The 25661-nt window shown below is 69.4% G+C and carries 30 protein-coding genes; 11 read left to right on the top strand and 19 right to left on the bottom strand.

Annotated elements, in window-relative coordinates:
- Nucleotides 1-214: 214 nt before the first annotated feature.
- Entirely contained in the window at nucleotides 215-991 is a 777-nt protein-coding gene (locus tag O7621_RS01565; RefSeq protein WP_282234819.1) for an EI24 domain-containing protein, read from the top strand.
- 22 nt (nucleotides 992-1013) lie between these two features.
- Here O7621_RS01565 and O7621_RS01560 read toward each other — a convergent pair whose 3' ends face one another.
- Together O7621_RS01560 and O7621_RS01555 are read right to left on the bottom strand one after the other, a co-directional pair.
- Nucleotides 1014-2060 carry a hemolysin family protein gene (locus O7621_RS01560; RefSeq protein WP_282232399.1) on the bottom strand — a complete coding sequence of 349 codons (1047 nt, stop codon included), beginning with the start codon at nucleotides 2058-2060 and terminating at the stop codon, nucleotides 1014-1016.
- Nucleotides 2057-3472: a hemolysin family protein gene (locus tag O7621_RS01555; protein WP_282234818.1), complete on the bottom strand. Its 1416-nt coding sequence runs from the start codon at nucleotides 3470-3472 to the stop codon at nucleotides 2057-2059. The genes O7621_RS01560 and O7621_RS01555 overlap by 4 nt, the downstream gene beginning before the upstream one ends.
- Nucleotides 3473-3780: 308 nt before the next feature.
- Between O7621_RS01555 and O7621_RS01550 the strand changes: the two genes are divergently transcribed.
- The 4 genes from O7621_RS01550 to O7621_RS01535 all read left to right on the top strand — a co-directional run bounded on the left by O7621_RS01550 (nucleotide 3781) and on the right by O7621_RS01535 (nucleotide 7381).
- On the top strand, nucleotides 3781-4770 hold the full coding sequence (locus O7621_RS01550) for a sporulation protein (protein ID WP_282232398.1): 990 nt from the start codon (nucleotides 3781-3783) through the stop codon (nucleotides 4768-4770).
- Between the two features lie 104 nt (nucleotides 4771-4874).
- Complete coding sequence (locus O7621_RS01545; RefSeq protein WP_123605794.1) at nucleotides 4875-5093, top strand: hypothetical protein; 219 nt, start codon at nucleotides 4875-4877, stop codon at nucleotides 5091-5093.
- A gap of 198 nt (nucleotides 5094-5291) precedes the next feature.
- Nucleotides 5292-6755: a family 43 glycosylhydrolase gene (locus O7621_RS01540; protein ID WP_282232397.1), complete on the top strand. Its 1464-nt coding sequence runs from the start codon at nucleotides 5292-5294 to the stop codon at nucleotides 6753-6755.
- Between the two features lie 62 nt (nucleotides 6756-6817).
- Entirely contained in the window at nucleotides 6818-7381 is a 564-nt protein-coding gene (locus O7621_RS01535) for an exonuclease (RefSeq protein ID WP_281553018.1), read from the top strand.
- A gap of 20 nt (nucleotides 7382-7401) precedes the next feature.
- On the opposite strand, the gene O7621_RS01530 is transcribed toward O7621_RS01535, so the two are convergent.
- The 4 genes from O7621_RS01530 to O7621_RS01515 all read right to left on the bottom strand — a co-directional run bounded on the left by O7621_RS01530 (nucleotide 7402) and on the right by O7621_RS01515 (nucleotide 9126).
- Nucleotides 7402-7830 carry a PIN domain-containing protein gene (locus O7621_RS01530; RefSeq protein WP_282232396.1) on the bottom strand — a complete coding sequence of 143 codons (429 nt, stop codon included), beginning with the start codon at nucleotides 7828-7830 and terminating at the stop codon, nucleotides 7402-7404.
- Nucleotides 7827-8036, bottom strand: coding sequence for a type II toxin-antitoxin system VapB family antitoxin (locus tag O7621_RS01525; RefSeq protein ID WP_233606701.1), 210 nt, complete (start codon nucleotides 8034-8036; stop codon nucleotides 7827-7829). The genes O7621_RS01530 and O7621_RS01525 overlap by 4 nt, the downstream gene beginning before the upstream one ends.
- A gap of 312 nt (nucleotides 8037-8348) precedes the next feature.
- Complete coding sequence (locus O7621_RS01520; RefSeq protein WP_282232395.1) at nucleotides 8349-8684, bottom strand: HIT domain-containing protein; 336 nt, start codon at nucleotides 8682-8684, stop codon at nucleotides 8349-8351.
- 64 nt (nucleotides 8685-8748) lie between these two features.
- Nucleotides 8749-9126 carry a DivIVA domain-containing protein gene (locus O7621_RS01515; protein ID WP_282232394.1) on the bottom strand — a complete coding sequence of 126 codons (378 nt, stop codon included), beginning with the start codon at nucleotides 9124-9126 and terminating at the stop codon, nucleotides 8749-8751.
- A 452-nt stretch (nucleotides 9127-9578) separates the two neighbouring features.
- Here O7621_RS01515 and O7621_RS01510 point away from each other — a divergent pair, with 452 nt between their 5' ends.
- Nucleotides 9579-10355 carry a helix-turn-helix transcriptional regulator gene (locus O7621_RS01510; protein ID WP_282232393.1) on the top strand — a complete coding sequence of 259 codons (777 nt, stop codon included), beginning with the start codon at nucleotides 9579-9581 and terminating at the stop codon, nucleotides 10353-10355.
- On the top strand, nucleotides 10346-10543 hold the full coding sequence (locus O7621_RS01505; RefSeq protein WP_282232392.1) for a DUF397 domain-containing protein: 198 nt from the start codon (nucleotides 10346-10348) through the stop codon (nucleotides 10541-10543). The genes O7621_RS01510 and O7621_RS01505 overlap by 10 nt, the downstream gene beginning before the upstream one ends.
- Nucleotides 10544-10630: 87 nt before the next feature.
- On the opposite strand, the gene O7621_RS01500 is transcribed toward O7621_RS01505, so the two are convergent.
- The 4 genes from O7621_RS01500 to O7621_RS01485 form a co-directional block, all read right to left on the bottom strand.
- A complete protein-coding gene (locus O7621_RS01500; protein ID WP_282232391.1) occupies nucleotides 10631-11239 on the bottom strand; it encodes a PIN domain-containing protein in 609 nt (202 codons plus the stop codon).
- Nucleotides 11236-11619 (bottom strand): helix-turn-helix domain-containing protein, encoded by a 384-nt coding sequence (locus O7621_RS01495; RefSeq protein WP_282232390.1) that lies wholly within the window; start codon nucleotides 11617-11619, stop codon nucleotides 11236-11238. The genes O7621_RS01500 and O7621_RS01495 overlap by 4 nt, the downstream gene beginning before the upstream one ends.
- A gap of 146 nt (nucleotides 11620-11765) precedes the next feature.
- The gene (locus O7621_RS01490) at nucleotides 11766-12191 is read right to left on the bottom strand and encodes a type II toxin-antitoxin system VapC family toxin (RefSeq protein ID WP_282232389.1); all 426 of its coding nucleotides are present in this window, start codon (nucleotides 12189-12191) and stop codon (nucleotides 11766-11768) included.
- On the bottom strand, nucleotides 12188-12355 hold the full coding sequence (locus O7621_RS01485) for a hypothetical protein (protein WP_282232388.1): 168 nt from the start codon (nucleotides 12353-12355) through the stop codon (nucleotides 12188-12190). Before O7621_RS01485 ends, O7621_RS01490 begins: the two co-directional genes overlap by 4 nt.
- 286 nt (nucleotides 12356-12641) lie before the next feature.
- On the opposite strand from O7621_RS01485, the gene O7621_RS01480 reads away from it, so the two are divergent.
- A complete protein-coding gene (locus O7621_RS01480) occupies nucleotides 12642-13139 on the top strand; it encodes a TetR family transcriptional regulator (RefSeq protein ID WP_348775278.1) in 498 nt (165 codons plus the stop codon).
- Nucleotides 13140-13465: 326 nt separating this feature from the next.
- Here the strand turns inward: O7621_RS01480 and O7621_RS01475 are convergent, their stop codons facing one another.
- From O7621_RS01475 to O7621_RS01445, 7 genes are all read right to left on the bottom strand, one after another.
- Nucleotides 13466-13792, bottom strand: a complete 327-nt coding sequence (locus tag O7621_RS01475; protein ID WP_282232386.1) for a hypothetical protein — start codon at nucleotides 13790-13792, stop codon at nucleotides 13466-13468.
- Nucleotides 13793-14071: 279 nt separating this feature from the next.
- Nucleotides 14072-15082, bottom strand: coding sequence for a LacI family DNA-binding transcriptional regulator (locus tag O7621_RS01470; RefSeq protein ID WP_282234817.1), 1011 nt, complete (start codon nucleotides 15080-15082; stop codon nucleotides 14072-14074).
- 59 nt (nucleotides 15083-15141) lie between these two features.
- Nucleotides 15142-16524, bottom strand: coding sequence for a GH1 family beta-glucosidase (locus O7621_RS01465; protein ID WP_282232385.1), 1383 nt, complete (start codon nucleotides 16522-16524; stop codon nucleotides 15142-15144).
- Nucleotides 16521-17294 carry a carbohydrate ABC transporter permease gene (locus tag O7621_RS01460; protein WP_282234816.1) on the bottom strand — a complete coding sequence of 258 codons (774 nt, stop codon included), beginning with the start codon at nucleotides 17292-17294 and terminating at the stop codon, nucleotides 16521-16523. The genes O7621_RS01465 and O7621_RS01460 overlap by 4 nt, the downstream gene beginning before the upstream one ends.
- Nucleotides 17295-17368: 74 nt before the next feature.
- Entirely contained in the window at nucleotides 17369-18283 is a 915-nt protein-coding gene (locus O7621_RS01455; RefSeq protein ID WP_282234815.1) for a sugar ABC transporter permease, read from the bottom strand.
- A gap of 98 nt (nucleotides 18284-18381) precedes the next feature.
- A complete protein-coding gene (locus O7621_RS01450; RefSeq protein WP_282232384.1) occupies nucleotides 18382-19686 on the bottom strand; it encodes an ABC transporter substrate-binding protein in 1305 nt (434 codons plus the stop codon).
- A 224-nt stretch (nucleotides 19687-19910) separates the two neighbouring features.
- A complete protein-coding gene (locus O7621_RS01445; protein ID WP_282232383.1) occupies nucleotides 19911-20672 on the bottom strand; it encodes a maleylpyruvate isomerase family mycothiol-dependent enzyme in 762 nt (253 codons plus the stop codon).
- Nucleotides 20673-20741: 69 nt separating this feature from the next.
- Between O7621_RS01445 and O7621_RS01440 the strand changes: the two genes are divergently transcribed.
- Nucleotides 20742-21863, top strand: a complete 1122-nt coding sequence (locus tag O7621_RS01440; RefSeq protein ID WP_282232382.1) for a UDP-N-acetylmuramate dehydrogenase — start codon at nucleotides 20742-20744, stop codon at nucleotides 21861-21863.
- On the opposite strand, the gene O7621_RS01435 is transcribed toward O7621_RS01440, so the two are convergent.
- On the bottom strand, nucleotides 21860-22741 hold the full coding sequence (locus tag O7621_RS01435; protein ID WP_282232381.1) for a class I SAM-dependent methyltransferase: 882 nt from the start codon (nucleotides 22739-22741) through the stop codon (nucleotides 21860-21862). The genes O7621_RS01440 and O7621_RS01435 overlap by 4 nt on opposite strands.
- Nucleotides 22738-23526 carry an SDR family oxidoreductase gene (locus O7621_RS01430; protein ID WP_282232380.1) on the bottom strand — a complete coding sequence of 263 codons (789 nt, stop codon included), beginning with the start codon at nucleotides 23524-23526 and terminating at the stop codon, nucleotides 22738-22740. The genes O7621_RS01435 and O7621_RS01430 overlap by 4 nt, the downstream gene beginning before the upstream one ends.
- 186 nt (nucleotides 23527-23712) lie before the next feature.
- Between O7621_RS01430 and mshA the strand changes: the two genes are divergently transcribed.
- A complete protein-coding gene (gene mshA, locus O7621_RS01425) occupies nucleotides 23713-25077 on the top strand; it encodes a D-inositol-3-phosphate glycosyltransferase (RefSeq protein WP_282232379.1) in 1365 nt (454 codons plus the stop codon).
- A gap of 11 nt (nucleotides 25078-25088) precedes the next feature.
- Nucleotides 25089-25604 carry a YbjN domain-containing protein gene (locus O7621_RS01420; RefSeq protein ID WP_282232378.1) on the top strand — a complete coding sequence of 172 codons (516 nt, stop codon included), beginning with the start codon at nucleotides 25089-25091 and terminating at the stop codon, nucleotides 25602-25604.
- Nucleotides 25605-25661 lie beyond the last annotated feature (57 nt).

Here is a 25661-nt window from a genome sequence, read left to right as displayed (position 1 = left end):
CCATACGATGCCCGCTGTTTCGACGATGGTCAAGTTTGACACTCATCAAATCAGCTGGTTGGGTGATTCCATCTGGTCGGCGGTAACCTGCCACCCGTGGGTGTCACCAGTCACGGCCGTACCGACCGACTCGACCTGCGCGACCCGCCCCTGCGTGAGTGGCAGAGCAAAGGTCGGGCCAACCGCCGGGTACGGCTGCGCCTGGCCGGCTGAGATGATCCGCGCCTTCCTCGACGGTGTCCGGCTGTTCCTGCGCGGCTTCGGCACCTACGCCCGCAACCCGAAGATGGTGCTGCTCGGGTTGATCCCGGCGGTGATCGCCGGGGTGCTGTTCGTGGCCGCGTTCGTCGGCTGGACAGCCGTTGTGGTCGACGTCGCCGGCTGGGTAACCCCATTCGCCGACGACTGGTCGGCGGGCACCCGGGACGCGGTACGCGGTGCGGTCGCCGTCGCGTTGCTGGCCCTCGGCGGGCTGATCGGTGTACTCACCTTCACCGCCGTGACCCTGTTCATCGGAGATCCGTTCTACGAGAAGATTTCCGAATGGGTGGAGGAGCAGCACGGCGGGGTGCCGAACGGGGTCGACGTACCGTGGTGGCGGTCGCTGTGGCACAGCCTGCTCGACTCGGCCCGGCTGATCGCGTTCGGCATCGTCATCGGGATACCGCTGTTCCTCTGCGGGTTCATCCCGATCGTCGGGCAGACCGTGGTGCCGGTGGTCGCCGCCCTGTTCGGCGGCTGGCGGCTCGCACTTGAGCTGGTCGGGTCCGCGTTCTACCGCCGTGGGCTGCGGCTGCCGGACCGGCGGGTGGCACTGCGCACCAACCGGCCGAAGGCGCTCGGCTTCGGGGTGGCGGTCTTCTGCTGCTGCCTGATCCCGTTCGGCGCGGTACTGGTCATGCCGGCGGCGGTGGCCGGCGCGACGCTGCTCGCCCGCCAGTCGCTCGACCAGCCCACCGACGGGCCACCCCAGCTTGCTCCGCCCGCCTAGCGGCTGGCGGCCTGGGCGGCGTTTAGCGGCTGGCGGCCTGGGCGGCGTCGCGGACCTCACCGACCAGCTCCTCGATCACGTCCTCCAACGCGGCCAGGCCGGTCAACCGGCCGTCGGTGTCCACCACCCGGGCCAGGTGCGCGCCCCGCTGCTGCATGATTGTCAGAGTGTCCCGCATCGGCTGGGTGGCCCGGACCGTGACCAGTGGCCGGATCAGCCGGGAGTCGACCGCCCGGTCCCGGTCCTGCGCCGAGGCCCCGAGCACGTCCTTGACGTGCAGGTAGCCGGTGACCTGTGCGGCGCCGTCAACGACCGGGAAGCGGGAGTAGCCGGTGTCGGCGCAGCGCTTCTCCAGCTCGGCCGGCGTGCTGGTGGCGGAGACCGTGACCAGCGAATCCAGCGGAATCGCCACCCGGGCGGTCGGCTGGTCGCTGAACGCCAGCGCCCCGGTCAGCAGCCGGTGCTCGTGCTCGTCGATCAGGCCCTCACGGCGGGACTGGGCGATGAACCCGGAAACCTCCTCCCGGGTGAAGGTGGAGGTCACCTCGTCCTTCGGCTGCACCCGCAGCAGGCGCAGGACGATGTTGGCGAGCTGGTTGAGCAGCCAGATCAGTGGCCGTAGCACGGTGACCACGCCGTACAGCACCGGGCCCAGGACCATCGCGGACCGCTCCGGACCGGCGAGGGCGATGTTCTTCGGCACCATCTCGCCGATCACCATGTGCAGGAAGACCACGATCGCCAGGGCGATGGCGAACGTGATCGGGTGCACCAGCGCGTCCGGCACCCCGGCGGCGGCGAAGGCCGGCTCCATCAGGTGCGCCACGGCCGGCTCGCCGATGGCACCCAGGCCGAGCGAACAGACGGTGATGCCGAGCTGGGCACCGGCCATCATCAGTGACACGGACTCCATGGCCCGCAGCGTGACGCGGGCCAGCCGGGACCCGGCGGCGGCCCGCGGCTCGATCTGTGTCCGGCGGGCCGAGATCAGTGCGAACTCGGCACCGACGAAGAACGCGTTGCCGGCGAGCAGCAGCACTCCGACGAGGATCGCCAACCAGTCACTCATGACGCGGTCTCCTCCGGGTGCCCGGCTGAGTGGCCGTTCCGGCGTCCGTCAGGAGACCCGGCTGCCGCGGTGGCGTCGGCGCGGCGCAGCAGCAGCCGGTCGGCGCGGCGGCCGTCGACCCGGGTCACGGTCAGTTCCACCGGTACGGGCGTGGGTAGTCCGTCCGGGTCCGGGTGTTCGCGGTCGTCGGCGACGACCGTGACGGTGTCACCGACCCGGGGCAGCCGGCCGAGCTCTTCGATGATCACCCCACCGAGGGTGTCGGAGATCCGGCCCTCCGGCAGGTCGAGCCCGGTCAGCCGGGCCGCCTCGTCGGGCCGCAGCAGGCCGGAGAGCTGCCACGAACCGTCGGCGGCGCGCTGGTGTCGGCCGGTCGGCCGGTCCTGCTCGTCGGCGATCTCCCCGACGATCTCCTCGACCAGGTCCTCCAGGGTGACGATGCCGGCGGTGCCGCCGTACTCGTCGACCACCACCGCCATCTGCAGTCCCCGGCTGCGCAGCGTGCCGAGCAGCGGGTCCAGCTCGGCGGTCTCCGGGACCTCGGGCAGCTCGACCATCACCGACCGCACAGGCAGGGTGTCGCGTTCCCCGGTTGGTACGGCGAGGGCGTGCTTGAAATGCACGGCGCCGAGCACCTCGTCGACTCCGGCGCCGGTGACCGGGAAGCGGGCGTGTCCGGTGGCGGCGGCCAGCCGCAGCACCTCGGCCACCGGTGCGTCGGCGGTGACGAACCGTACCCGGGGTCGGGGGGTCATCACGTCGGCGGCGGTCCGTTCGCCGAAGTCGATCGACCGGGAGACCAGCTCGGCGGTCTCCGCGTCCAGGGTGCCTTCCTCGCCGGACCGGCTGACCAGCGAGGCCAGCTCCTGAGGCGTACGGGCGGACGCCAGCTCCTCGGTGGGCTCGATGCCGAACGCCCGCAGGATCCGGTTGGCCGTACCGTTGAGAAACCGGATCAACGGGCCGGTGGCGGCGGTGAAGCCGCGCTGCGCGCCGGCGACCGCCCGGCCGACCCGCAGCGGCTCGGCGATGGCCCAGTTCTTCGGCACCAGCTCGCCGAAGGTCATTTGAAAACCGGTGGCCAGGACCAGCGCCAGCGTCAGCGAGAGCGCGGTGGTCGCGCCGTCCGGCAGGTCAATGAGCCCGAGCGGGCCGCGTAGCAGGGTGGCCAGTGACGGCTCGGCGAGGAAACCGACGACCAGGCTGGTCATGGTGATGCCGAGCTGGGCGCCGGACAGCTGGGTGGACAGCGTCCGCAGGCCGCGCAGCAGGCCCGCCGAGCGGCGGTCACCGGCGGCGGCCTGCCGTTCCACGGTCGCCCGGTCGACCGTCACGAAGGCGAACTCGGCGGCGACGAACACGGCGTTGGCGGCGACCAGCAGCACCGCGACGCCCAGCAGCGCCCACTCCATCACCGCCCGGTCACTCCTTCGACGGTGACGGGGCGGCCGGGACTGGGAGGGTCGCTGGTGGTGGACATGGTCATCAGCATAGACAGGCGGACGCTGCGCCAACCTGCGAGTTCACTGAGAACAGTGGCGAGAAGTATTCATGTAGTTACTTTGCGTACCTGATATCTGCTGTTCAGCAACCTCTCAGGCTGCCCCGCTAGCATCGTCGACAGCCCCGGCTCCAAAATAGACATGCCTGATCATGTTGTGCGGCAACGATCGGCGCGCCCGGGGGCCGCGCCAGCAAACCGCCAGGGAGAGATAGCCACGTGGTCTTCAAACGGATGCTCCGAGCCTTCGGAGTCGGTGGACCGACTGTCGACACCGTCCTGTCCAATGCCAGCACCCGCCCCGGCCTTACCCTGGCCGGTCAGGTCGACATCACCGGCGGCGACCACGAGGTGGAGATCGACCAGATCACCGTCGCGCTGGTCACCCGGGTCGAGATGGAGACCGACGACGAGGAGTACGACGGTACGGTCGAGTTCCATCGGGTGCCGGTCTGCGGCGAGCTGCGTCTTGCCGCCGGGCAGCAACTGTCGCTGCCGTTCGAGATCGACGTGCCGTGGGAGACGCCGGTCACCGACATGTACGGTCAGCGGCTGCCTGGCATGACCATGGGCCTGCGTACCAAGATCTGGGTCCGCGGGGCCATCGACCCCGGTGACCTCGACGACGTGCACGTCTATCCGCTGCCGGTGCAGGAGCGGATCCTGGAGGCGTTCGCTGCGCTCGGGCTGCCGTTCACCGGTGCCGACCTGGAACACGGCCAGCTGGCCGGCCTGCCCCAGACCATGCCGTTCTACCAGGAGATCGAGTACGCGTCGGCACCGCAGTACCCGGGGGTCAGCCAGGTTGAGCTGACGTTCGTCGCCGACCCGTACGGAGTGACCGTGGTCCTGGAGTTCGACAAGAAGTCCGGGTTGTTCACCCCCGGCCACGACGCGTACGGCCACTACCGGATCGAGCACGCGGCCGCCGAGAACATCGACTGGATCAGCCTGGTCGACTCCTGGCTGCGGCAGTCGCTGGAGCAGCGACACGCGCTGCTCGGCGGTCATGGCGGTTACGGCGGCCATCATGGCGGCGGTTACGGCGAGCACGAGGACCGCGGCTCGGGAATGGGTGGCGTGCTCGCCGGTGCGGCCGGCGGCGCCGTTGCCGGTTTCGCCGCCGGCATGGTCGCCGAGGAGATCTTCGACGTCATCGGCGGCGACGACGAGGAAGACGAACCCGAGGAAGAAGAGTCCGAGGAGTAGCCGCCGGCCCGCGTACCCCGAGTCAGTGCTGCAGACAGCCGGACTCGTCGGCTCGGCCCGCCGTGGGCCGGGTCATACCCCACCGAGTAAGGAGAACAAACAGGATGCCGGTCACCGCTGACCTGACCACGCTGGTCGACAAGGCCTACCAGGACAAGTCCCTGGCCGAGATCGTCGCCGCGCCGGTCGCCGCGCTGAAGGGCGTCAGTGAGAGCGACGCCAAGCTGCTCAAGGACGCTTTCGGCATCGTCACCGTCGGCGACCTCGGGCGGAACCCGTACTTTCGGACCGCGCAGGCGCTGGTGAATCTCGGCGGCGAGTAGCCGGAGCGGGCGGCCTCGGCCGAGTCTCCAGCGGCAGGCCTTGCTGGAGCCAGTCTGGACAGTGTCCCGGCGGGGCGGCGGGAAAATTCCCGCCGCCCCGCCGGATTGTTTCGTGAAGATGACGCATCCTCTTGACCTGGATTGTGTGAGCGCTAACACTGTTTGCATCGAAGATGATGACTGCGAAGGGTGTCGGTTATGAGGCGATCGCGATCCACGGTCAACTGGCTGGCGGCGACAACCGCCGCCCTGGTGACTGCGGCCACCACCACCGCCGTGGTCGCCGCCGCCCCGGCTGCTGTCGCGGCTGCTGTCCCGCCCGCCGTCCAGTTCACCAACCCGATCGTCGAACAGCGGGCCGACCCGCACGTGCACCGGCACACCGACGGCTACTACTACTTCGTCGCCACCGTCCCCGAGTACGACCGGATCGTCATGCGCCGGGCCACCACCCTGCAGGGCCTGGCCGCCGCCACCGAGCGGGTGATCTGGCGCAAGCACTCGACCGGCGAGATGGGCGCGCACATCTGGGCACCCGAGCTGCACCACATCGACGGCAAGTGGTACATCCACTTCGCCGCCGGTCGGGCCGAGGACATCTGGGCCATCCGCCCGTACGTGCTGGAGTCCTCTGCCGCCAACCCGCTCGACGGACCGTGGATCGAACGCGGCCAGATCCAGCCCCCGCGCCCCGGCTTCTCACTGGACGCCACCACGTTCGTCCACAACGGAGTGCGCTACCTGGCCTGGGCCGAGTACGCCGGCAGCAACTCCAACATCTACCTGGCGCGGATGGTCAACCCGTGGACGTACACCGGCACCCCGGTCATGATCAGCACACCGACGTACGCCTGGGAGACCCGCGGCTACCGGGTCAACGAAGGCCCGGCGGTGATCATCCGCAACGGCCGGGTCTTCATGACCTACTCGGCCAGCGCCACCGACGCCAACTACGCCGTCGGGCTGCTCACCGCCTCGGCCGGCAGCAACCTGCTGAACGCGTCATCGTGGATCAAGAGCCCCAACCCGGTGCTGGCCAGCAACAGCCGGACCGGCCAGTGGGGGCCCGGCCACAATTCGTTCACCGTCGCCGAGGACGGCAGCGACGTGATCGTCTACCACTCGCGCAACTACGAGCGCTACCTCGGCAACGGCTACGACCCGCTGAACGATCCCAACCGGCGTACCCGGGTGCAGAAGATCTACTGGAACGCCGACGGCACACCGAACTTCGGCGTACCGGTGCCGGACGGTGCCACCCCGGTCCGGCTCAGCGCCCACGACCAGCCGGACCGCTACCTGCGGCACTGGGAGTACCGGGTCCGCCTTGAGGCGAATGTGACGAATTTGGCCGACTCGCAGTTCCGGGTCGTCCCCGGGCTGGCCAACTCGGCCGGCGTCTCGCTGGAGTCGACCAACTTCCCCGGCTACTACCTGCGGCACCGCAACCACGAGATCTGGGTGGAGGCCAACGACGGGTCGAACCTGTTCCGGCAGGACGCCACCTTCATGGCGCGCGCCGGGCTGGCCGACGCCGGCAAACTGTCGCTGGAGTCGGTCAACTTCCCCGGTCAGTACGTCCGCCACCGCGACGGCCTGCTCTACCTGGAAGCCGTACCGGACGCCGCCGGCCGCGCCTCGGCCACCTTCACCGTCAGCTGACCCGACCGCCAACACCCGGCACCGTACGACAGCGCGCCACCAGCTGGGCGTACGGTGCGGGGGTGGCACAAGCGGAGATCTACGTCAGCACGGACGTCGAGGCGGACGGGCCGATCCCCGGCCCGCACTCGATGTTGAGCTTCGCCTCGGCGGCGTACACGGCCGGCAAGGAGCTGGTCGGCACGTTCAGCGCCAACCTGGTCACGCTGCCCGGTGCCAGCGGCGCGCCGCAGACCATGGCGTGGTGGGAGACACAGCCGGAGGCGTGGGCGGCGTGCCGGGCAGACCAGGAGGAGCCGGCGGCGGCGATGGCCCGCTACACCGAATGGCTCGCCCAGCTGCCGGGGCGGCCGGTGTTCATCGGCTACCCGGCGGCGTACGACTTCATGTTCGTCTACTGGTACCTGATCCGCTTCACCGGATCGAGCCCGTTCTCCCACTCGGCACTGGACATCAAGACGTACGCCATGGCGCTGCTGGGCACCGGCTACCGGACGACGTCGAAACGGACCATGCCCCGCGAGTGGTTCGGCGAGCACGACCATGAGCATGTCGCTTTGGACGACGCGATCGAGCAGGGAGCCCTGTTCTGCGCCATGCTCGCCGCCAACCCGGCGACCCGCTGACGCGGCGCGAGCCGGTGTAACTACCGAAGTGTCCCGGCGGGCGCGATCCACTCACTGCGCGGTCCACCAGCCTCGGTGATCAGGTCGAAGTCACGGTCGTAGTGCAGGACTGTCGCGCCGTGCTCAGCCGCTGCTGCGGCGGCGATCAGATCGGCCTGGCTGGCCGCCCGGTGGTACCCGCGTCTGGTCAGCGCTACCTGGATGTCCCGGGCCCGAGTAGCGACTGCCGAGTTGATCGGCAGATCAGTCATGATTTCGGCCCGGCGGGCGCGGATTGCCATCGCGTCCCGGAAGTTGCGAGCGCTGCGACCGTCTTCGAGGTCCAGCGGGAGACAGGTCGCTGCTGCCCCTTCCTGCAGGATCATGACGAGCCGCTTGTTCACTGCCGGTGCGGACATCCGGGCCCAGGCCGAGGTATCGATCAGGTACAGCCCTCGGGGGATGTTCACGCCGCGTCTCGGCCGCTGGTGGGCGTCTTGTCGTCATCGACGATGCCGTCCCAGTCCCGGTCGATGGACATGAGCTCCTGGATCGCAGCCAGTCGGGCCCCGCGTTCGGCGACCAGACGCAGCGCCTCGTGGATCGTCTCCTTCTTGGTGCTGGTCCCGAGTTCACGACGGGCGCGGTCGAGCAACTCCTCGTCCAGGTCGATCACCGTCTTCAACGTCTACCTCCTTGTGAATACTAGATGCTCCCAAATATATATACCTCTACCGGCCTCGGTGCTGATCCCCACGACCATTCCCCGTTCGTCGTCGGCCGGCGCTTCCAGCATGCAGCTGCCGCGCCGGAAGTCGATGTTGATCGAGCCGGCGAACTCGGGTCGAAGGCGGGACCCGGTCGTCTCCGCAGCCGCCAGCGCGGACACCGAGGACGCCGACAGGCTGCGAGTCGCCCCGCCAGATGCTCGGCGATCAGGCAGGTTCGCAACGCGGGTCAGCGATGACTGCGCTGGCGGTGGTGTTCATCAGCCGTGACGCAACGGCTCGCCGCTGTTCACGTGGAAGTGCAGGTGTTTGGAGTCCTGGTATGCGCCGAGGTTTGTAAGGACGCGAGCTGCGCCGTGTTCGGCGGTGACCTGTGCCGCGATATCGCGGACGACGGCCAGCACTTGGTGAACCTCGGAGATGTCGGCGTCGCCCAGGTCCACCAGTGACGGGACATGGCGTTTGGGGACGACTACGATATGGACGGGCCAGAAGGGCCGGGTGTGATGGAAGGCGAGCACGTGGGCGGTCTCGGCCACGACCTGGATCGGGGTCTTGCCGCTGAGCGCCTGTTCGCAGTAGAAGTCGTCGGTCATTGGACCGATGGTAGTGGTGTCCACAGACGAACATGGTTATTCGCGCCGACGACGTCTTTGCCGGTCAGCGGTAGCCGGACGGGGTGGCGGTCGCGGTGTGGTTGCTCTGCCAGCGGCGCAGCGCGTCCTTGATCCGGTCGTTCTGTTCGTACGTGCGGTCGAGCTCGGCGTAGAGGATGCCGAGGTCGTGGGCGACCCGTTCGAGGAACGCGGCGACGTCGCCCGGGTCGAGGCCACGTCCGTGGGCGCGTCGGCTGGCGGGGCGGAAGTGCTGGCTGCGGACCTGCCAGGGCCGGATCGGCCGGTACGCGGTCGGCCGCTGGTTGCGGCCATTCGCGGGTACGCGGTACACGCCGCTGCCGTTCGGCCAGTCACGCGGCGGCAGGGACACCATCCGCCGCCGCTGCCAGCGGACCCGCCACCGTCGCCACAGTTCTCGCATCGCGTTTTCCTCCCCTTGCGTGTCGGGTGTCTGGAAGGGGTGGCCCTGCCGCTTGCCGATCGGCAGGGCCACCCCGCCCCAATCGCCGCAGCCCTCCTTGGCAGTACGGCAACCAGGGCAGTCTTCGATACACGGCGGATCGATCGGATAGGGGCCCGGGGCGCGTGCGTACTCCATCTCGGTGTTACTTGCGGGAACGCGGTGTCGGCCGCGTTTCGGCCACGGACCAGCACCGGAGCGGCCATGGCACGGGGGTTCCTGGCTGTTCCGGTGTTGACGGCCGTGGCCGTGAAATGGTTTTCTCGCACGCGCCCCGGGGGCTCGGTCCTCCGTGGATCTTGCTTTTTCAACTTCCTACCCCTCCACCCTGGACTACCCACCCCATGCGATGGAAGATGTGGGAGTCGGAGGGTTCTCGGAGAGTTCCTACGGATCTGATAAGGGGGCCGATAATGATCGACTTGCAGGAGGCCATCCGTAAGGAGCGGACCGCGCGAGGGCTGTCGCAGGAGCAGCTCGGCGCGCTGGTCGGGGTGAGTGGGTCGTCGATCGGCAGCTACGAGGCGGGGCGGCTCATCCCGGTGCCGGCGATCGCCAAGGCACTCGACGGCGTCTTCGAGACCGGCGACCGGATCCAGCGGCTGGCGGCTCAGGCGCGCGGGCAGTCGATCGCCCCGTTCCTGCGCTCGTGGGCCGAGAACGAGGCGCAGGCGAGCATCCTGCGCTACTTCGAACTCTCCGTCGTGCCGGGGCTGTTGCAGACCGAGGCGTACGCCCGACATGTGCTCACCGACATCGGCCCGGTCGACGATGTCGAGACGTCGCTGGCCAACCGACTGGCCCGGCAGGAGGTCATCACCCGGGCGGAGAGTCCGGCGCACTTCGTCGCGGTGCTGGACCGGTCGGTGCTGCATCGGCAGGTCGGCTCGCCGGACGTGATGGTGGAGCAGTTGACCGCGCTCGCCGCCGCCTGTGACCGGCCCAACGTGCGGGTGCACGTCGTGCCGGCGACCGCCGGGGCGTACGCCGGGCTCAACGGTCCGTTCGTGCTGGGCACGGTGCACGACCGGAGAGTGGGCTACCTGGACACCCACTTCGGCGGCGAGCCCATCGACGATCCGCAACGGGTGCGTCGGCTCGAACAGGTGTGGGAAGATGTCCGCAGCCACGCCCTGCCCATCGCGGAGTCCCGTGAGATGATCGAGAAAGCGGCGCTGACATGGAGCTGACCGGCACCCCGCGTTTCCGCAAGTCGACCCGGTCCAACGGTGCCGGCGGCGCGTGTGTCGAGGTCGCCGACAACCTGCCCGGCGCGGTGCTGGTACGCGACAGCAAGGACCAGGCCGGCCCGGTGCTCACCTTCGCCCCCGCCGCCTGGTCCACCTTCGTCACCCACCTCCCCACCACCCACCACTGACTACCAGTCGACCAACTGCCGCTGCACACGCTTACCTGCGTGATCAGTACGCCTGTTCTGACCCGGCCCAAGCCGGTTGGTTGCCTGTCAGGAAGCAGCCTGTTCGGTTGCGAGTAGCCGCGTGATCATACTGGCCGTTGTTGGTGCGCCGGCTCTGCGTAGCGCCGCGACGGTCGACTCGTCGGTAGCGCCTTTGAGTGAGCCGACAGCCGTCCGATGCACGGCGAGCATCTGCGGCTCGTAGTCGACCATAAGCCGACTGAGCAACTGGTCGGGAGTAAGCACCTCGAAGCCGAGAGCTTCGACCAGATGTCCCGGGAAGTCCTTGACGTTCGAGGTACACAAGACGGTTGCCTCAGCGGCGAGTGACGCAGCAATGACGTGGCGGTCGTCGTCGTCGGGCAGCGGCACCTCAGCCAGGATCTGCCAATGTTCCTCGTCCGGTTCCACGTCGGCATAAGGAAAGGCGCGGTTCATCGCAGCGACCAGCCGCTGGGCTGCCGCCTCGTCGAAGCCCTCCAGGTTGGCCATGAGGTGCTCAGCGACCTCGGCGAGGATCTGCGCACTCCAGGCTATGGAGATGATCTCCTGGTCGGCCGCGTAGAGGAGAAAGTCGCGCAGGACCCGAGAGTAGAGCACGTTCGCGTCGGCGAGGACGACCCGGATCAGATCGTTCTCGCCAGTGGTTTCGCTCATCCGGTCAGACCGAGTTCGTTCTGCACGGCAGCCAGCTCGATCATCGCCTCGCGCCTTCGCTCACGCTCTGCCTCAAGGAACGATCTGATCGAGGAGACGCGGATGCGATGGTGGGTACCGACCTTACGGGAGTCCAGCAGTCCCCGGTCAATCAGCTTTCGGACCTGGGGACGTGACATCGCCAGTAGGACTGCGGCCTCGGTCGGGCTGACTTCGGTGTTCGCCGGGGAAACGACGATCTCTTCGCCCCGCGCTCGGGCGTCGACGAGCCTCGACACCAATTCGGCCGTCTCCCTCGACAACGCCACGTTCACCTCGTTGCCAGGTTCGGCCAGGGCGCGATGGAGAGCCTCGGCGTCACGCATCAGCAGGTCTGTCACGGTAACTCCCCTCAGCTGATCCATCTGCTCTAACTGAAACAAGTGTAGGTGGGTGGGCGCTGGTGGCAACCGGCTTCACCCGACGAGGGCTGCTCGGCCTCGATCGCGGTGGGCGGCTACTGAGCCTGAGGCTCGCCGGGACCATCTCAGCTTCCTGTCTCCTGCCACGGGTCGACGACTGTGATGCCGGTGTCGAGGAAGTCGTTGGCGTTGCGGGTGGCGAGGGTCGCTGCCTGGGATCGGCAGATGGCGGCGACCTGGGCGTCGAAGCCGTCGATCGGGTTACCGAGCCTTTCCCGACCGGAGACGATGTCGGCGTACGCGTTGGCGGCGGCCAGGTCGAAAGGGAGGACCTGGCGGGGGAACGCCGCGAAGATCTCGTTGGCGGCCTGGTGGAGTGACTCGCGGCGGCGGCCCTCCGGCAGCCGGGCGATGCCGTAGCGGATCTCGGCAACGGTGACGGTTGTGCTGTCCAGGCCGCCGGCCGGGTTCCGCCGTAGCCACCGAAGAACGGCGGGTGCCGGCTCGGCGCGCATGAGCTCGGAGACGACGTTGGTGTCAAGGGCGATCATTGTGCGGTGAAGTCGGCCGCGCGGGGTCGGGTGGCTCGAGCCGGGATGTTCAGATCGGCGCCGCCGAGCTGCGCGAACCGTTCGGTGAGCGCGCTGAAGAGATCCGGGTGGGTCGGCTCCTCAGTGACGACTGCGGTCAGGATCGCGCGGACCTCCGCCTCCATCGACCGACCGTGCCGAGCTGCGCGGATACGGAGCCTTTCCTTCACAGAATCATCCAGATCCCGGATGCTCAGAGCCGCCGTGCTCCAGATCGCTGCGTCGTCCGTGGTCTGACAGCAATGCTGGCACCGGCTCTGACGACGTGATTACAGTTCCGGGACGACGAACTCAGCGCCACCTCGGCGACGGCGTCGGCGTTGAACGTCATGCCCTCGCCGCTACGAAGCCAGCCCTCGCATACCCGGCCGGACGGCCATTCGACCCGGGCGCGGCCCCAGGACGACCGGCGTGGGCGCTCCCTGGCCCTGTGAGGCAGGGAACCGTGGCGTGGGCGCTCCGGGTCGGGAACGGAAGAAGGCGGCGACCAGGGCGGCGCTCAGCTGGGCGGCGATCCGGCTGCCCGTCGAGCGCGGCTTCGACAACGTGCTGGTCGATGACATCGCGCAGGCCGTCGGGGCGTCCGCGCGTACGTTCAACAACTACTTTTCCAGCGAGGCCGAGGCGATCGCGTCCCGGCACCTCGACCGCAGTCTGCGGCTGGCCGATGGGCTACGAGCCCGCCCAGCCGATGAGGTCGGACCGGTCCGTCGTGGGTGTCCACGGCCTTGGGGCAGACCATGTTGCTCGCCCTCGGGACCTGGGTCGTGTATCGGGCCAACCGCCGAACTGACCGGATTCTTGATCCACGTACCGGAGCCGACATGGCGCCGTCCGTACCGTGGCTGGCGGTCGCGGTCATCGTCGCTGGCCCGGCGGCATCCATTCTGGTCGCGGTCGTCATGTTGACATCCGGGACGTGAACGACGGGTAGCCGGCTGCGTGGTACCGGGCATTGGCTCGTCCGCTGCGCCCTGTCTGATCGCGTTGAGTAACGTCGTATCTGCTCAAAGTCACCTCTTGGGGTCGGGGTGGCGGTTGAGCCTGATGCCACAGGTGCATCAAGATGCACCTGTGGCATCACGTCGTCGGAAGCACCATGAGGTGTCGGGGATTTGTCGGCACGAGGTGCATAGGCGTACTGCTGACCTGCAGAATGGCGTGCGCTCGAGAGGATGCGCCGGCCCACGTCGAGGTGGGCCGGCGCATTTCGTTGCAGTCCTCGGAAATGCGGGTCAGTAACAGAGCAGGGTGACGTTGGCGGTGTAGTAGTAGTCGCTGATTTGGTTCACGTACGAGTTGACGACGAAGCAGTCGATGAAGGGGTTGTAGCCGTCAATCTGCGCCCAGATCTCGGCCTGGTACCTGGCGTTGTACACTGCGCTGCTCGCGCTGCTTCCGCTGCCGTAGCCGTAGTAGTAGCCGACCGCAGCCGTGCTGGCGGACGTGGTGCTGGCCTGGGCGTTGGACGACGACTCGGCGGCGACCGCGGCGGTCCCGGTGGCGGCCATCGCGCCCACGACCATCGCCGCGGTGACGGCGACTCTTGCGAGAGTACGCACGGATGTCCCCTTCCTGTTGCGGATTTGATTTCACGGTAACAGCGGCATTCGTGTTCGGCAATGCCTTGTCGTTATTCGGCTCGCGGCGGCGGGGCTGGGGCGACCTGCGACAACTACGAAAAGTCGAAATTGAATTGCGGTTGACCAGTGGTTTTGTGAACTGCATTCATCTGCATGATCTCGCAAACCGCGCGTACCCAGTCAGGCGAGGGCAGGCGAGGTCAGTCAGGGTCAGAGCGGGACCGGGGCGCGGACCGGGAGCGCACCGGGAGCCGGACCTCAGGCGGAGTCGCGCCGGACGAGTTCGGTGGGCAGCACCACAGCCGGTTCGACGGCCTCGCCGTCGGCCAGCCGCAGCAGCAATCGGGCCAGCGTCCGGCCGATCTCCTGGATCGGCTGGCGGACGGTGGTCAGCGCCGGGTCCAGGTAGCCGGCCATCTCGATGTCGTCGAAGCCGATGATCGCGACGTCGTCGGGCACCCGGCGGCCGGCTTCCCGCAGCGTACGGATGGCACCGTGGGCCATCAGGTCGGAGGCGACGAAGACGGCGTCCAACGCCGGGTCGTCCTCGAGGAGCTGACGCATCGCGACCGCGCCCGACTCGCGGGTGAAGTCGCCGGCGGCGACCAGCGACCGCCCACCGGTCTCCCGGATCACCGTACGGTAGCCGGCCAGCCGGTCCACCCCGGCAATCATGTCCTGTGGGCCGGCGATCGTCGCGACCCGCCGCCGGCCCGTCTCCAGCAGGTAGCGGACCGCCCGCTCGGCGCCGGCCTCGTTCTCCACGTCCACGTACGGCACCCCGGCGCTTACCTGGCCCATCGGTCGGCCGCTGCACACCACCGGCAGGCCGCTGCGGGCCAGGGTGCCGGGCATCGGGTCGACGCCGTGGATCGAGGCGAACATGACTCCGTCGACGTGTCGGCCCAGGGCGTACCGCTCGACCCGGTCGTGGCTGCCGACCGAGCCGGACATCATCAGCACCAGCTGCTTGTCGGCCGCCTCCAGCTCCTGGCTGACGCCGTGGATGATGCCGGGGAAGACCTGGTCGTCGGAGAAGACCCGGGTGGCGGTCTCCGGCAGGATCAGCCCCATCGAGTCGGTGCGCTGGGTGACCAGGCTGCGGGCGGCCAGGTTGGGGACGTACCCCAGCTCCTGGACCGCCCGTCGAACCGCGTCCTGGATCGGTTCGGCGACGGTGGTGGAGCCGTTCACGACGCGTGAGACGGTGGCCCGGGATACGCCGGCCCGTCGGGCCACTGCCTCCAGCGTCGGACGTTCCCTGGCCATGCTCACGCCTGTGCTCCCCGTCTGTGAAATGTCCCACCACCTCGGTAAACGCCAGCGGCTCAGCCGATGCCGTTGCGGCGGATCACCTCTTGGTACCACCGTGCGCTGGCCTTTGGCACCCGCCGCTGGGTCAGGTAGTCCACGTACACGATGCCGAATCGCTTGTCGTAGCCGTACGACCACTCGAAGTTGTCGAGGAGCGACCACACCAGGTAGCCGCGCAGGTCGACCCCGGCGGCGATTGCGGCGTGCGCGGCCCGCAGATGCCCGTCCAGGTAGGCGACCCGGTCGCTGTCGTCGACCCGGTCGCCGGCGGGGTGCAGCTGGTCGGGGAAGGCGGCGCCGTTCTCCGTGATGATCATCGGTACGCCCGGGTAGTCCCGTCCCAGTTTACTCAACAGCGCGGTCAGCCCGGACGGCTGGATCTGCCAGCCCATGTCGGTCAGCGGCGGCTCCGGGGCGATGAACTCGATGCCCTCGGTGCCGGGGAAGGCCCCGCCACCACCGGGCGCGCCGTCGCGGGCGGCCAGGTAGGTGGGGGAGTAGTAGTTGATTCCGAGCAGGTCGATCGGCTCACCGATGATCTTCTCGTCGCCGTCGCGGATGTGGTCCAGACTGGTGAACCGACTGACGTGGTCGAGGATGCGCTGCGGGTAGCCGCCGCGCAGGATCGGGTCGAGGAAGATCCGGTTTTGCAGGTCCTCGACCAGCTCGACCGCCTTGGCGTCGGCTTCGCTGGCCGGGTCGGCGGGGAACGCCGAGGTCGGATTGACCGTGATCCCGACGGTGGACGCGCCGGCGGCGCGCAGCGCCTGGTTGGCCAGCCCGTGGCCGAGCAGCAGGTGGTGCACGGTCTGGAAGGTGGCGGCCGGGTCGGTGCGGCCCGGGGCGTGCACCCCGGCGCCGTAACCGAGGTACGCCGAGCACCACGGCTCGTTGAGCGTGGTCCAGGTCTGGACCCGGTCGCCGAGCCGGGCGTACACGGCCCGCGCGTACTCGGCGAAGGCCTCGGCCGTCTCCCGGTTGGTCCAGCCGCCCCGGTCCTCCAGGGTCTGCGGCAGGTCCCAGTGGTACAGGGTGATGATCGGCTCGATGCCGCGCCCGCGCAGCTCGTCGACGAGCCGGTCGTAGAAGTCCAGCCCGTACGGGTTGACCGGGCCGGTGCCGTCCGGCTGCACGCGCGGCCAGGCGATCGAGAACCGGTAGGTGTGCAGTCCCAGTTCGGCCATCAGCGCCACGTCGTCGCGGTAGCGGTGGTAGTGGTCGCAGGCCACGTCCCCGGTGTGCCCGGCGTGCACCTTGCCCGGCGTACGGCTGAACGTGTCCCAGATCGACGGGCCGCGACCGGCTTCCCGGGCGGCGCCTTCGATCTGGTACGACGCGGTCGCCGCGCCCCAGATGAACGAGTCGGGGAATCGTACGGGCTCGTTGGAGTTCGTCACGCCTTGACAGCACCTTCCATGATGCCGCCGATGATCTGACGGCCGAAAATGATGAACACGATCAGTAGTGGCAGCGTAGCGAGTGCCGTACCGGTGAAGACCTGCGACATGTCGTTGTAGTAGCCGTTCGACAGCGCCCGCAGCGACAGTTGGACGGTCGGGTTCTCCGGGTCGTTGAGCACCGCGTACGGCCAGAGGAAGTCGTTCCACATGGTCATGAAGGTGAGCAGGCCGAGCACGGCGGCGGCGGGGCGCAGCGCCGGCAGCACCACGTTCCAGTAGATCCGTAGCGTGGAGCAGCCGTCGACCCGGGCTGCCTCGATCAGTTCGGTGCTGACCGCCTGGCTGGCGTACTGCCGCATCAGGAACACCCCGAAGCCGGTGACCAGCGCCGGCACGATGACCGCGGCGAGCCGGTCGTTCCAGTCCAGCTGGCTCATCAGCATGTACAGCGGGATGACGCCGAGCTGGGTCGGCACCATCATCGTCGCGATGATCACCAGCAGCAGGGCGTTGGAGCCCTTGAACCGCAGTTTGGCGAAGGCGAACCCGGCCAGCGACGAGAACAGCACCACGGAGAAGGTGACGGTACCGGCGACGATCGCCGAGTTGATCATGCCGGTGAGGAAGTACGCGTCCGGATTGTCGAACAGCCGCTCGATGTTGCCCGGCAGGTTGCCGCCCGGGGTCAGCGGCGGCGGGATCTGCCCCATCGCGTCGCTGGACCGGGTGGCGACCACGAACATCCAGTAGATCGGGAAGATCGACATCAGCCCGGCGACGATCAGCGTCGCGTACGTCAGTTTGCTGGCGCTCCACAGGTGCTGACTGGCTTTCACGGTGCTCACCCCTGCTTCCGGGTGCTGTTGCCGAGCCGGCGGATCACCAGCACGTTGATCAGCGAGATGACGACGATCAGGGCGAACAGCATCCAGGCGATCGCCGAGCCGTAGCCGAAGTTGAAGTGCGGCGCGAACGCGTTCTCGAACATGTACATGGTCATGGTCTGCGACTCGCGCAGCGGCCCACCCCGGATCGGGTTGGGGCCGGAGTTGAACAGCAGCGGCTCGGTGAACAACTGCAGCCCGCCGATGGTGGAGATGATGACGCAGAAGACGATCGTCGGCCGCAGCATCGGCACGGTGATCGACCAGAACTGCCGGGCGGGTCGCGCGCCGTCGATCGCCGCCGACTCGTACAGGTCCTTCGGAATGGACTGCATCGCGGCCAGGAAGATCAGCGCGTTGTAGCCGGTCCACCGCCAGTCGACCATCGTCGAGATCGCCACCCAGGCGCCGAACCGGGTGTTGCGCCAGTCGATGGCGTCGACGCCGACCAGGTCCAGCGCCCAGTTGATCATGCCGAACTCGCGGCTGAACAGCTGGCCGAAGACGATCGCGACGGCCGCCGTCGAGGTGATGTTCGGGATCAGGATGCTCATCCGGAACGAGGTACGGGCCCGCAGTTGCCGGTTCAACAGATGGGCCAACCAGAGCGCCAGCAGCAACTGCGGCACGGTGGAGATGACGAAGATGCCCAGGGTGTTGAGCACCGAGTTCCAGAAGTCGCTGTCGCCGAGCAGCCGGCTGTAGTTGTCGAAGCCGACGAACGGATGCTCGGCGGCGAGCAGGTCCCAGTCGTGCAGCGACACCCAGAAGGTGTAGCCCAGCGGGTAGGCGCCGAAGATCGCGAACAGCACGAAGAACGGCGCGATGTACAGGTACGGGGATGCTTTGGTGTCCAGCCGGGCCAGCCACAGCCGGGGCCGCCGGTGCGGCGGCTCGGGCTGTCGCCGGGCCGGCCGGGTGGCGTCGGCGGCCGGCTGCCCCGGCTCGACCTGCGCCACCCGGCCCGCGGTCACTTCTCGGCCGCCGTCTTGGCGTTGTTCACCGCGTCGGTCCAGCCCTCGTCGGGCGTACGCTGACCCAGCTCGACCGTACGGACGGCGTTCTCCACCTCGGTGCGGACCGCCTGGTTCTTCGGTCCCATGTAGACCGGCTTGAGGTTCTTGGCGCCCTCACCGAAGATCTGCCCGATCGGGGCGTCGTTGAAGTACTCGCTGGTCGCCTCCAGGATCGCCGGGTCGTCGAGCGCCTGCGGCGACGACGGCAGCGGGCCCTTGGCCTTGAACGCCCCGATGTGCCCCTCCGGGCTGGTCAGGAACTTGACCAGCTTGACGGCCTCCTCCTGGTGCTCGCTCTGCGCCGGCACCGCCAGGTGCGATCCGCCCCAGTTGCCGCCGTCACCGGGCACCTTGGCGATGTCCCACTTGCCGGCCGCCTCCGGGCCGGCGTTGCCCTCGATGACCCCGGTCATCCAGGCGGGGCAGGCGATGGTGGCGAACTTGGCCTGCTTGAACGCGGCCACCCACTCGTCGGACCAGGCACCGTACTTGCCGCTCAGATCGGAGTCGATGATGTCCATGGTGATGTCCCAGGCCTGCTTGACGGCCGGGTTGGTGTCGACGACGAGGTTGTCGTCGAGGTCGTAGTAGTGGTAGCCCTCGGCGGCACCGGCGGTCTGCAGCACGATCGTGTTGAATGTCTGGGTCGCCGCGTCCAGGAACGACGCGCCGGTGTCGGCCTCGACGAACTGCTCGCCGACGGAGATGTAGTCCTGCCAGGTCGGCCAGAGCGCGGAGACCTCGTCGCGGTCGGTCGGCAGCCCGGCGGCCTCGAACAGGTCGGTGCGGTAGCACATCGCCATGCCGCCGACGTCGGTGCCGAGCCCGATCAACTGGCTGCCGTCGGCGGTCAGCGCCTGGTCCCACTTCCACGGCATGAAGTTGCCTTCGAGCTCGGCGGCGCCGTGGTCGAGCAGGTTCACGAAGTTCTGCGGGTTGGCCTTGTACTCGATGAGCAGGCCCTCCTCGATGGCGACGACGTCGCCGGCGCCCTTGCCGGCGGCCAGCCACTGGGTCAGCTTGGGGGAGTACTCGTCGAGGTTGGTACCGGTGCCCCGTTCGACGATCTTGATCCCGGGGTTCTCGGCCTCGTACTGCTTGTACAGCTCCTCATAGCCGAACTGGCCGAAGACGTCGACGGTCAGGGTGATGGTGCCGTCGTCGGCGGCTTCGTCGCCGCCGCAGCCGGTAGCTGCGGCGAGCACGGTGACCGCGGCGGCGGTCGCGGTGACCAGCCGGCGGCGTGAATTGGTGCCCATGGATTGACCCCTCTCGGATCCAGGCATGGTGGGGTGCGGAAACTGCGTGTCTGCTGGCTGGCTCCCTGTCGACCCTGGCGACCTGGCCGACTGGCCGGGCGTGGTCGGTGAGAGCGCTCTCACGAGAGTGGGACGTCAATCACTGCCCTGTCAAGAGAGCGTTCTCAGAACGTTGCCGGCGCGTTACCTACCCCAGAGCCGGCGGACTAAAGAGCGGGCAGTGGTCAGCCGACCCGCAGCGAGTCCAGCAGTGCTGCGTCGCCGGAGACGTCCAGCACGTCGAACTGCACCCGACCCCAGAGTGCGAGGAGCAGGTCACTCGCGGTGCCGGTGGCCAGGGTCCGGGTGTGGTGATCATCGGAGTCGAGGATCGTGTCGGTGTCCAGCAGCGCCATACCCTCGCCCCGCAACCGGACGTACCACTCCTGTTCGGCGTCGGTCGCCACCAGATGCGCCACCCCGTACGCTGGCTGGCTCCTGCGCCGCCGGCCCGCCGGCAGCCAGGAGTCCAGCACCTCGCTGATCCCGTCGGCGGCCAGCTTCGCCTCCACCGGCTCCACCCCGGCGATCGCCGTCTGCGCGTCCCAGCGGTGCACCGCGGTCTCGTGCGCCATCCGCCGGACCCAGAAGCTCACCTTCTTGGTCTGCGGCGCCCAGTTCCATGCCGGCATCTCCGGGTCGAGCCCGTCCAGCAGGGTGACCAGCGCGTCGAACTCCTGCTGCCACCAGACGAGCGCCTCGGCCCCGTCGGGTTTGGCAACCAGCGGCGGCCGCTCCTCCCGCGGATCGGCGACACCGCGCGACACGGTCTCCCGCACCCACATGTACACGATGCCGAGATGGTGCACCAGGTCGACGACCGTCCAGTCCGGGCAGGACGGCACCGGCGCGTCCAGCGGCACCTCAGCGACGGCGGCCCGGAACGCCGGACCGTCCGCCCGTAGCGCGCCGAGCCAGAAGTCCTTGGAGCCGTGCAGCCTGCTCATCATGATCCTCCGGGTCGAGCCGACAGCCAGTGGCGTGGCGCGGGTGGAATCCAGCCTAGGGTGAGGGGCGTGCCTGACGTTAGTGCCCACGCGCCATCTGCTGAAGACCCGACGGCCCTTGCGCCGTTGGCACGCTATACCACGCTCGCCCTCGGCGGCCCGGCCGACCGGCTGGTCACCGCGTCCACCGCCGACGAGTTGACCGAGGCGGTCCGTGACGCCGGTCGGCGCGGCGAGCGGATTCTGCTGCTCAGCGGCGGCAGCAACGTGGTCATCGGCGACGACGGCTTCCCCGGCACGGTGATCCTGGTCCGCTCCACCGGTTTCCAGGTGATCGCCGAGGAACCGGCGGCGGTCGGCCATCCGGCCACCGTCACCATCCGGGTCGAGGCCGGCGAGCCGTGGGACGACCTGGTCGCGGCGACCGTCGCCGCCGGCTGGTCCGGGGTGGAATGCCTGTCCGGTATCCCGGGCGCAGCCGGTGCCACCCCGATCCAGAACGTCGGCGCCTACGGTCAGGAGATCGCCGAGACCGTGCAGGCCGTGCACGTGCACGACCGGCTAACCGATGAGCGGTACGCGTTGCCCGCCGCCGACTGCCGGTTCGCCTACCGCGACAGCCTGTTCAAACGCAACGACCGCTACCTGGTGCTGGCGGTGGACTTCCGACTGGCCCGCAGCGAGCTGTCCACCCCGGTGCGCTACGCCGAGCTGGCCCGCAGCCTCGGCGTCGCCGTCGGTGACCGGGTGCCGCTGGCCGACGCCCGTGCCGCCGTGCTGCGGTTACGGGCCGGCAAGGGAATGGTGCTCGACGCCACCGACCCGGACACCCGCTCGGTGGGCTCGTTCTTCACCAACCCGGTGCTGGACGCCGCCGCCGCGCGGCGGTTCCACGCCCGGGTCGCCGTCGCCGGGACGGGTGAGCCGGCGACCTGGCCGGTCGCCGGTGGCGACGCGGTCAAGGTCAGCGCGGCGTGGCTGATCGACAAGGCCGGGTACGGCAAGGGCTACCCGGACGGCGACGCGCCGGTCGCCATCTCCAGCAAGCACACCCTGGCGCTCACCCACCGGGGCGGCGGCAGCACCGCCGCGCTGCTCGACCTGGCCGGCACCATCAGGGACGGGGTCCGCGACCGGTTCGGCGTCGCCCTGCATCCGGAGCCGGTCCTGGTCAACTGCTCCTTCGACTAGCTGACCCGCCGGCCGGATTCGAACGTTGCGCCGCCGGGCGGGGCCACCGCCGACCAGGGCACGGTCAACTCGCCGAGCCGCCACCGCGCCGGTCGGTCCAGCACCGGCCAGCCGCCGTCCCGCAGCGCCGCCACCGTGCGCAGCCAGCGCTGCCGTGGCCCGTACGGCGCATAGCCGGCTGCCGCCCGCCAACTCTCGTCGAGCGCCCGCAGCAGCGCGTGCACCCGCTCGCCCGGTACGTTGCGGTGGATCAGCGCCTTCGGTAGCCGTTCGGCGAGCACCGCCGGCCCGCCACCGGCCGGGCCGGCCAGGGTGGCCAACCGGCCGGCCAGGGTCAGCGAGACCGGCCCGGTGGCGTCGAGCAGCACCCAGGAGCAGACCCGGCCCGGCTCGTCGCAGGTCCCCTCGACCAGCAACCCGCCGGGGGCGAGCGCGGCGCGCATCGTCGCCCACGCCGCCGCGACGTCGGACTCGGCGTACTGGCGCAGCACGTTGAACGCGCGGACCAGCACCGGCCGGAGCCCGGCCAGCTCGAATCCACCCCGGCCGAAGATCAGTTGTGGCGGCGCGGCAGCCGGAGCCGCCGCCGCGACCCGGTCCGGGTCGATCTCCAGGCCGACCACCCGCACGTCCGGTCGCACCGACCGCAGCCGGGTGGCCAGTTCGACGGTGGTCACCGGATGGGCGCCGAAACCGAGGTCGACCACCAGCGGTGGCCGGGCCGCGTCCGTCAGTGCCGGCCCGCAGCGGTACGCGATCCACCGGTCGGCCCGGCGCAGTCGGTTCGGTGCGGTGGTGCCCCGGGTGACCTCGCCGACCGGTCGGGCCGCGTCGGGCGCGCGGGCTCCAACCGGTCGGGCCGCCCGACCCCGGCTCACCCGGGCAGCACCCGGTGCACCTTGTGCTGCGCTGCCTGGGCCAACGGGCGGACCACCAGCCGGTCCACGTTGACGTGCTGCGGCCGGGTGGCGCACCAGGCGACGCAGTCCGCGATGTCGTCGGCGACCAGCGGCTCGGCCACCCCGGCGTAGACCGCGTCGGCCCGTGCGGTGTCCCCGCCAAACCGGTTCACGCTGAACTCATCGGTACGCACCATGCCCGGATCGATCTCGACCACCCGGACCGGCCGGCCGCACAACTCCAGCCGTAGCGTCTCGGTCAGCGCGGTCTGTCCGTGCTTGGCTGCGGTGTAGCCGCCACCGCCCTCGTAGACCACCTGCCCGGCGGTGGAGCCGATCACCACGACGGTGCCGGCCCCGCTGGCGGTCAGCGCCGGTAGCAGAGCCTGGGTGACCCGCAGCGTGCCGAGCACGTTGACCTCGTACATCCACCGCCAGTCGGCCACCGGTGCGGACTCGACCGGGTCCAGCCCGCGCGCCCCGCCGGCGTTGTTCACCAGCAGGGTGACCCGTCCGGGCAGGTCACCCTGCTGGGCCAACCCGCTGACCGCCTGCACCAGCCCGGCCACCGATTCATCGTCGGTGACGTCGCAGGTCACTGCGGTGGCGGCCCCGCCGTTGTCACGAATCGAGTCGACCAGGTCGGCGAGCCGGTCGCCGCGGCGGGCGGCGGCGACCACGTGGAAGCCCTCGGCGGCCAGCCGGCGGGCGGTGGCCGCGCCGATTCCACTGGACGCTCCGGTGACGATGGCGATCGGTGTCATCCAGCCATTGTTGCCGCTCGGCGGGCCCGGGTCGTCGCCGCCGGTCGGTCCCGGGCGTCTCCGTCGGCGAGAGGTGGGTCACCTCCACCCGCTGTAGTGCGGCATGTCGCTGCCAGTACCGGGAAGATGTGACGGGTCGTCCTGGTTGGTGGCGTTGGCTGCGATCAGGCGAGCGGAGGGAGCGACGTGGTGCAGGTGGGTCAGGCCGGGTTGGGTGACAACCCGCCGGCGCGTCCCCGTCGGGTCGCGACACTGTCGGTGCACACCTCTCCGCTGGACTCGCCGGGCACCGGCGACGCCGGCGGCATGAACGTCTACATCGTCGAGGTGTCCCGGCGGCTGGCCGAGGCCGGCGTGGAGGTCGAGATATTCACCCGGGCGACGGCGGGTGGCGTACCGCCGGTGGTGGAGATGGCACCCGGCGTACGGGTGCGGCAGGTGATCTCCGGCCCGCTGGAGCCGCTGCCGAAGGAGGACCTGCCGGCCCAGCTCTGCGCGTTCACCGCCGGAGTGCTGCGGGCAGAGGCCGCCCGGGCACCCGGCTACTACGACCTGATCCACTCACACTACTGGCTCTCCGGGCAGGTCGGGTGGCTGGCAAAGGAGCGCTGGGGGGTGCCGCTGGTGCACACCGCGCACACGCTCGCCAAGGTCAAGAACGCCCAGCTGGCGGCCGGTGACCGGCCGGAGCCGGCCCCCCGGATCATCGGCGAGGAACAGGTGGTCACCGAGGCGGACCGTCTGGTGGCGAACACCACGACCGAGGCCGGCGAGCTGATCGACTGGTACGGCGCCGAGGCGGACCGGGTCTCCGTGGTCGAACCGGGCGTTGACCTGGACCGGTTTCGGCCCGGCCCGCCCGGCCGGGAACAGGCCACCCGGGCGGCCGCCCGACGGCGGTTCGGCCTGCCGGTCCGTGGCCATCTGGTGGCGTTCGCCGGTCGGATCCAGCCGCTGAAGGCGCCGGACGTGCTGCTGCGCGCGGTGGCCGCGCTGCGTCGGCGGGATCCGGGTGCGATCGCCGATCTCACGGTGGTGGTCGCCGGCGGCCCGAGCGGCACCGGTCTGGACCAGCCGGGTGCCCTGATCGACCTGGCCAAGTCGCTGGGAGTCGACGATCTGGTGCGGTTCATGCCGCCGCTGGGCCATGCCGACCTGCCGGCACTGTTCCGGGCCGCCGACCTGGTCGCGGTGCCGTCGTACAACGAATCGTTCGGCCTGGTCGCCCTCGAGGCGCAGGCCTGCGGCACGCCGGTGCTGGCCGCCTCAGTCGGTGGCCTGGTCACCGCGGTCCGCGACGGGCACAGCGGAGTGCTGGTCGACGGGCACCACCCGGACGACTGGGGCCGGGCGATCGGCGATCTGCTTGCCGCTCCGGCGTTGCGGGACCGGCTCGGTCGGGGCGCGGTGGAGCACGCCCGGCAGTTCTCCTGGACACGCACTGCGGCCGGGCTGCTCGACGTTTACGGTGAGGCGGTGCGGGCGTACCGCGCGGCGACCGCCGCCGGGATGTCCCGGGACGCCGACGCCCTGTCGGCGAGCGTGGGCTGACCAGGAGTGCGATGAGCGGACGAGCCGAGGTGGCGGCGCTGATCGAGGCGGTCTGCGCCGATCGCGAGCTGAGCTGGGAACCGACCGGTGACCTGTCGTACGCGGTGACGTTGCCGGGCACCCACAAGCTGAAGACGGTGTGCAATCTGATCGTCGGCGAGCAGGCGCTGCGAGTAGAAGCATTTGTGATGCGGCAGCCCGATGAACGGCGTACCGAGTTGTGGACCTGGCTGCTGCGACGCAATGCCCAGATGTACGGTGTCGCCTTTTCGATCGACGCGGTCGGCGACATCTACCTCACCGGTCGTGTCGGGCTGGCCGGAATCACCGAAGATGAACTGGACCGGATACTCGGCTCGGTGCTCACCTATGCCGACGAGTCGTTCGACGCGATGCTGGAGATTGGCTTCGGTTCGGCGATCCGCCGCGAGTGGGAATGGCGGGTCAAGAGGGGTGAATCTGTGGCGAACCTGCGCGCCTTCGCGCACCTTTTCGACGACAAGACGCCGGAGGATCCAGGTTTGTAGGGAGCCAGCAGGGTACTGCTCGCATGGTGGCGCAACCGTCGCCCACTGCCCCCCCGC

The sequence above is a fragment of the Solwaraspora sp. WMMD937 genome, assembly GCF_029581175.1.
Taxonomy (GTDB): domain Bacteria; phylum Actinomycetota; class Actinomycetes; order Mycobacteriales; family Micromonosporaceae; genus Micromonospora_E.
Note: the sequence above shows the minus strand (reverse complement) of the source record. Positions and strands in the feature narration are given on the sequence as shown.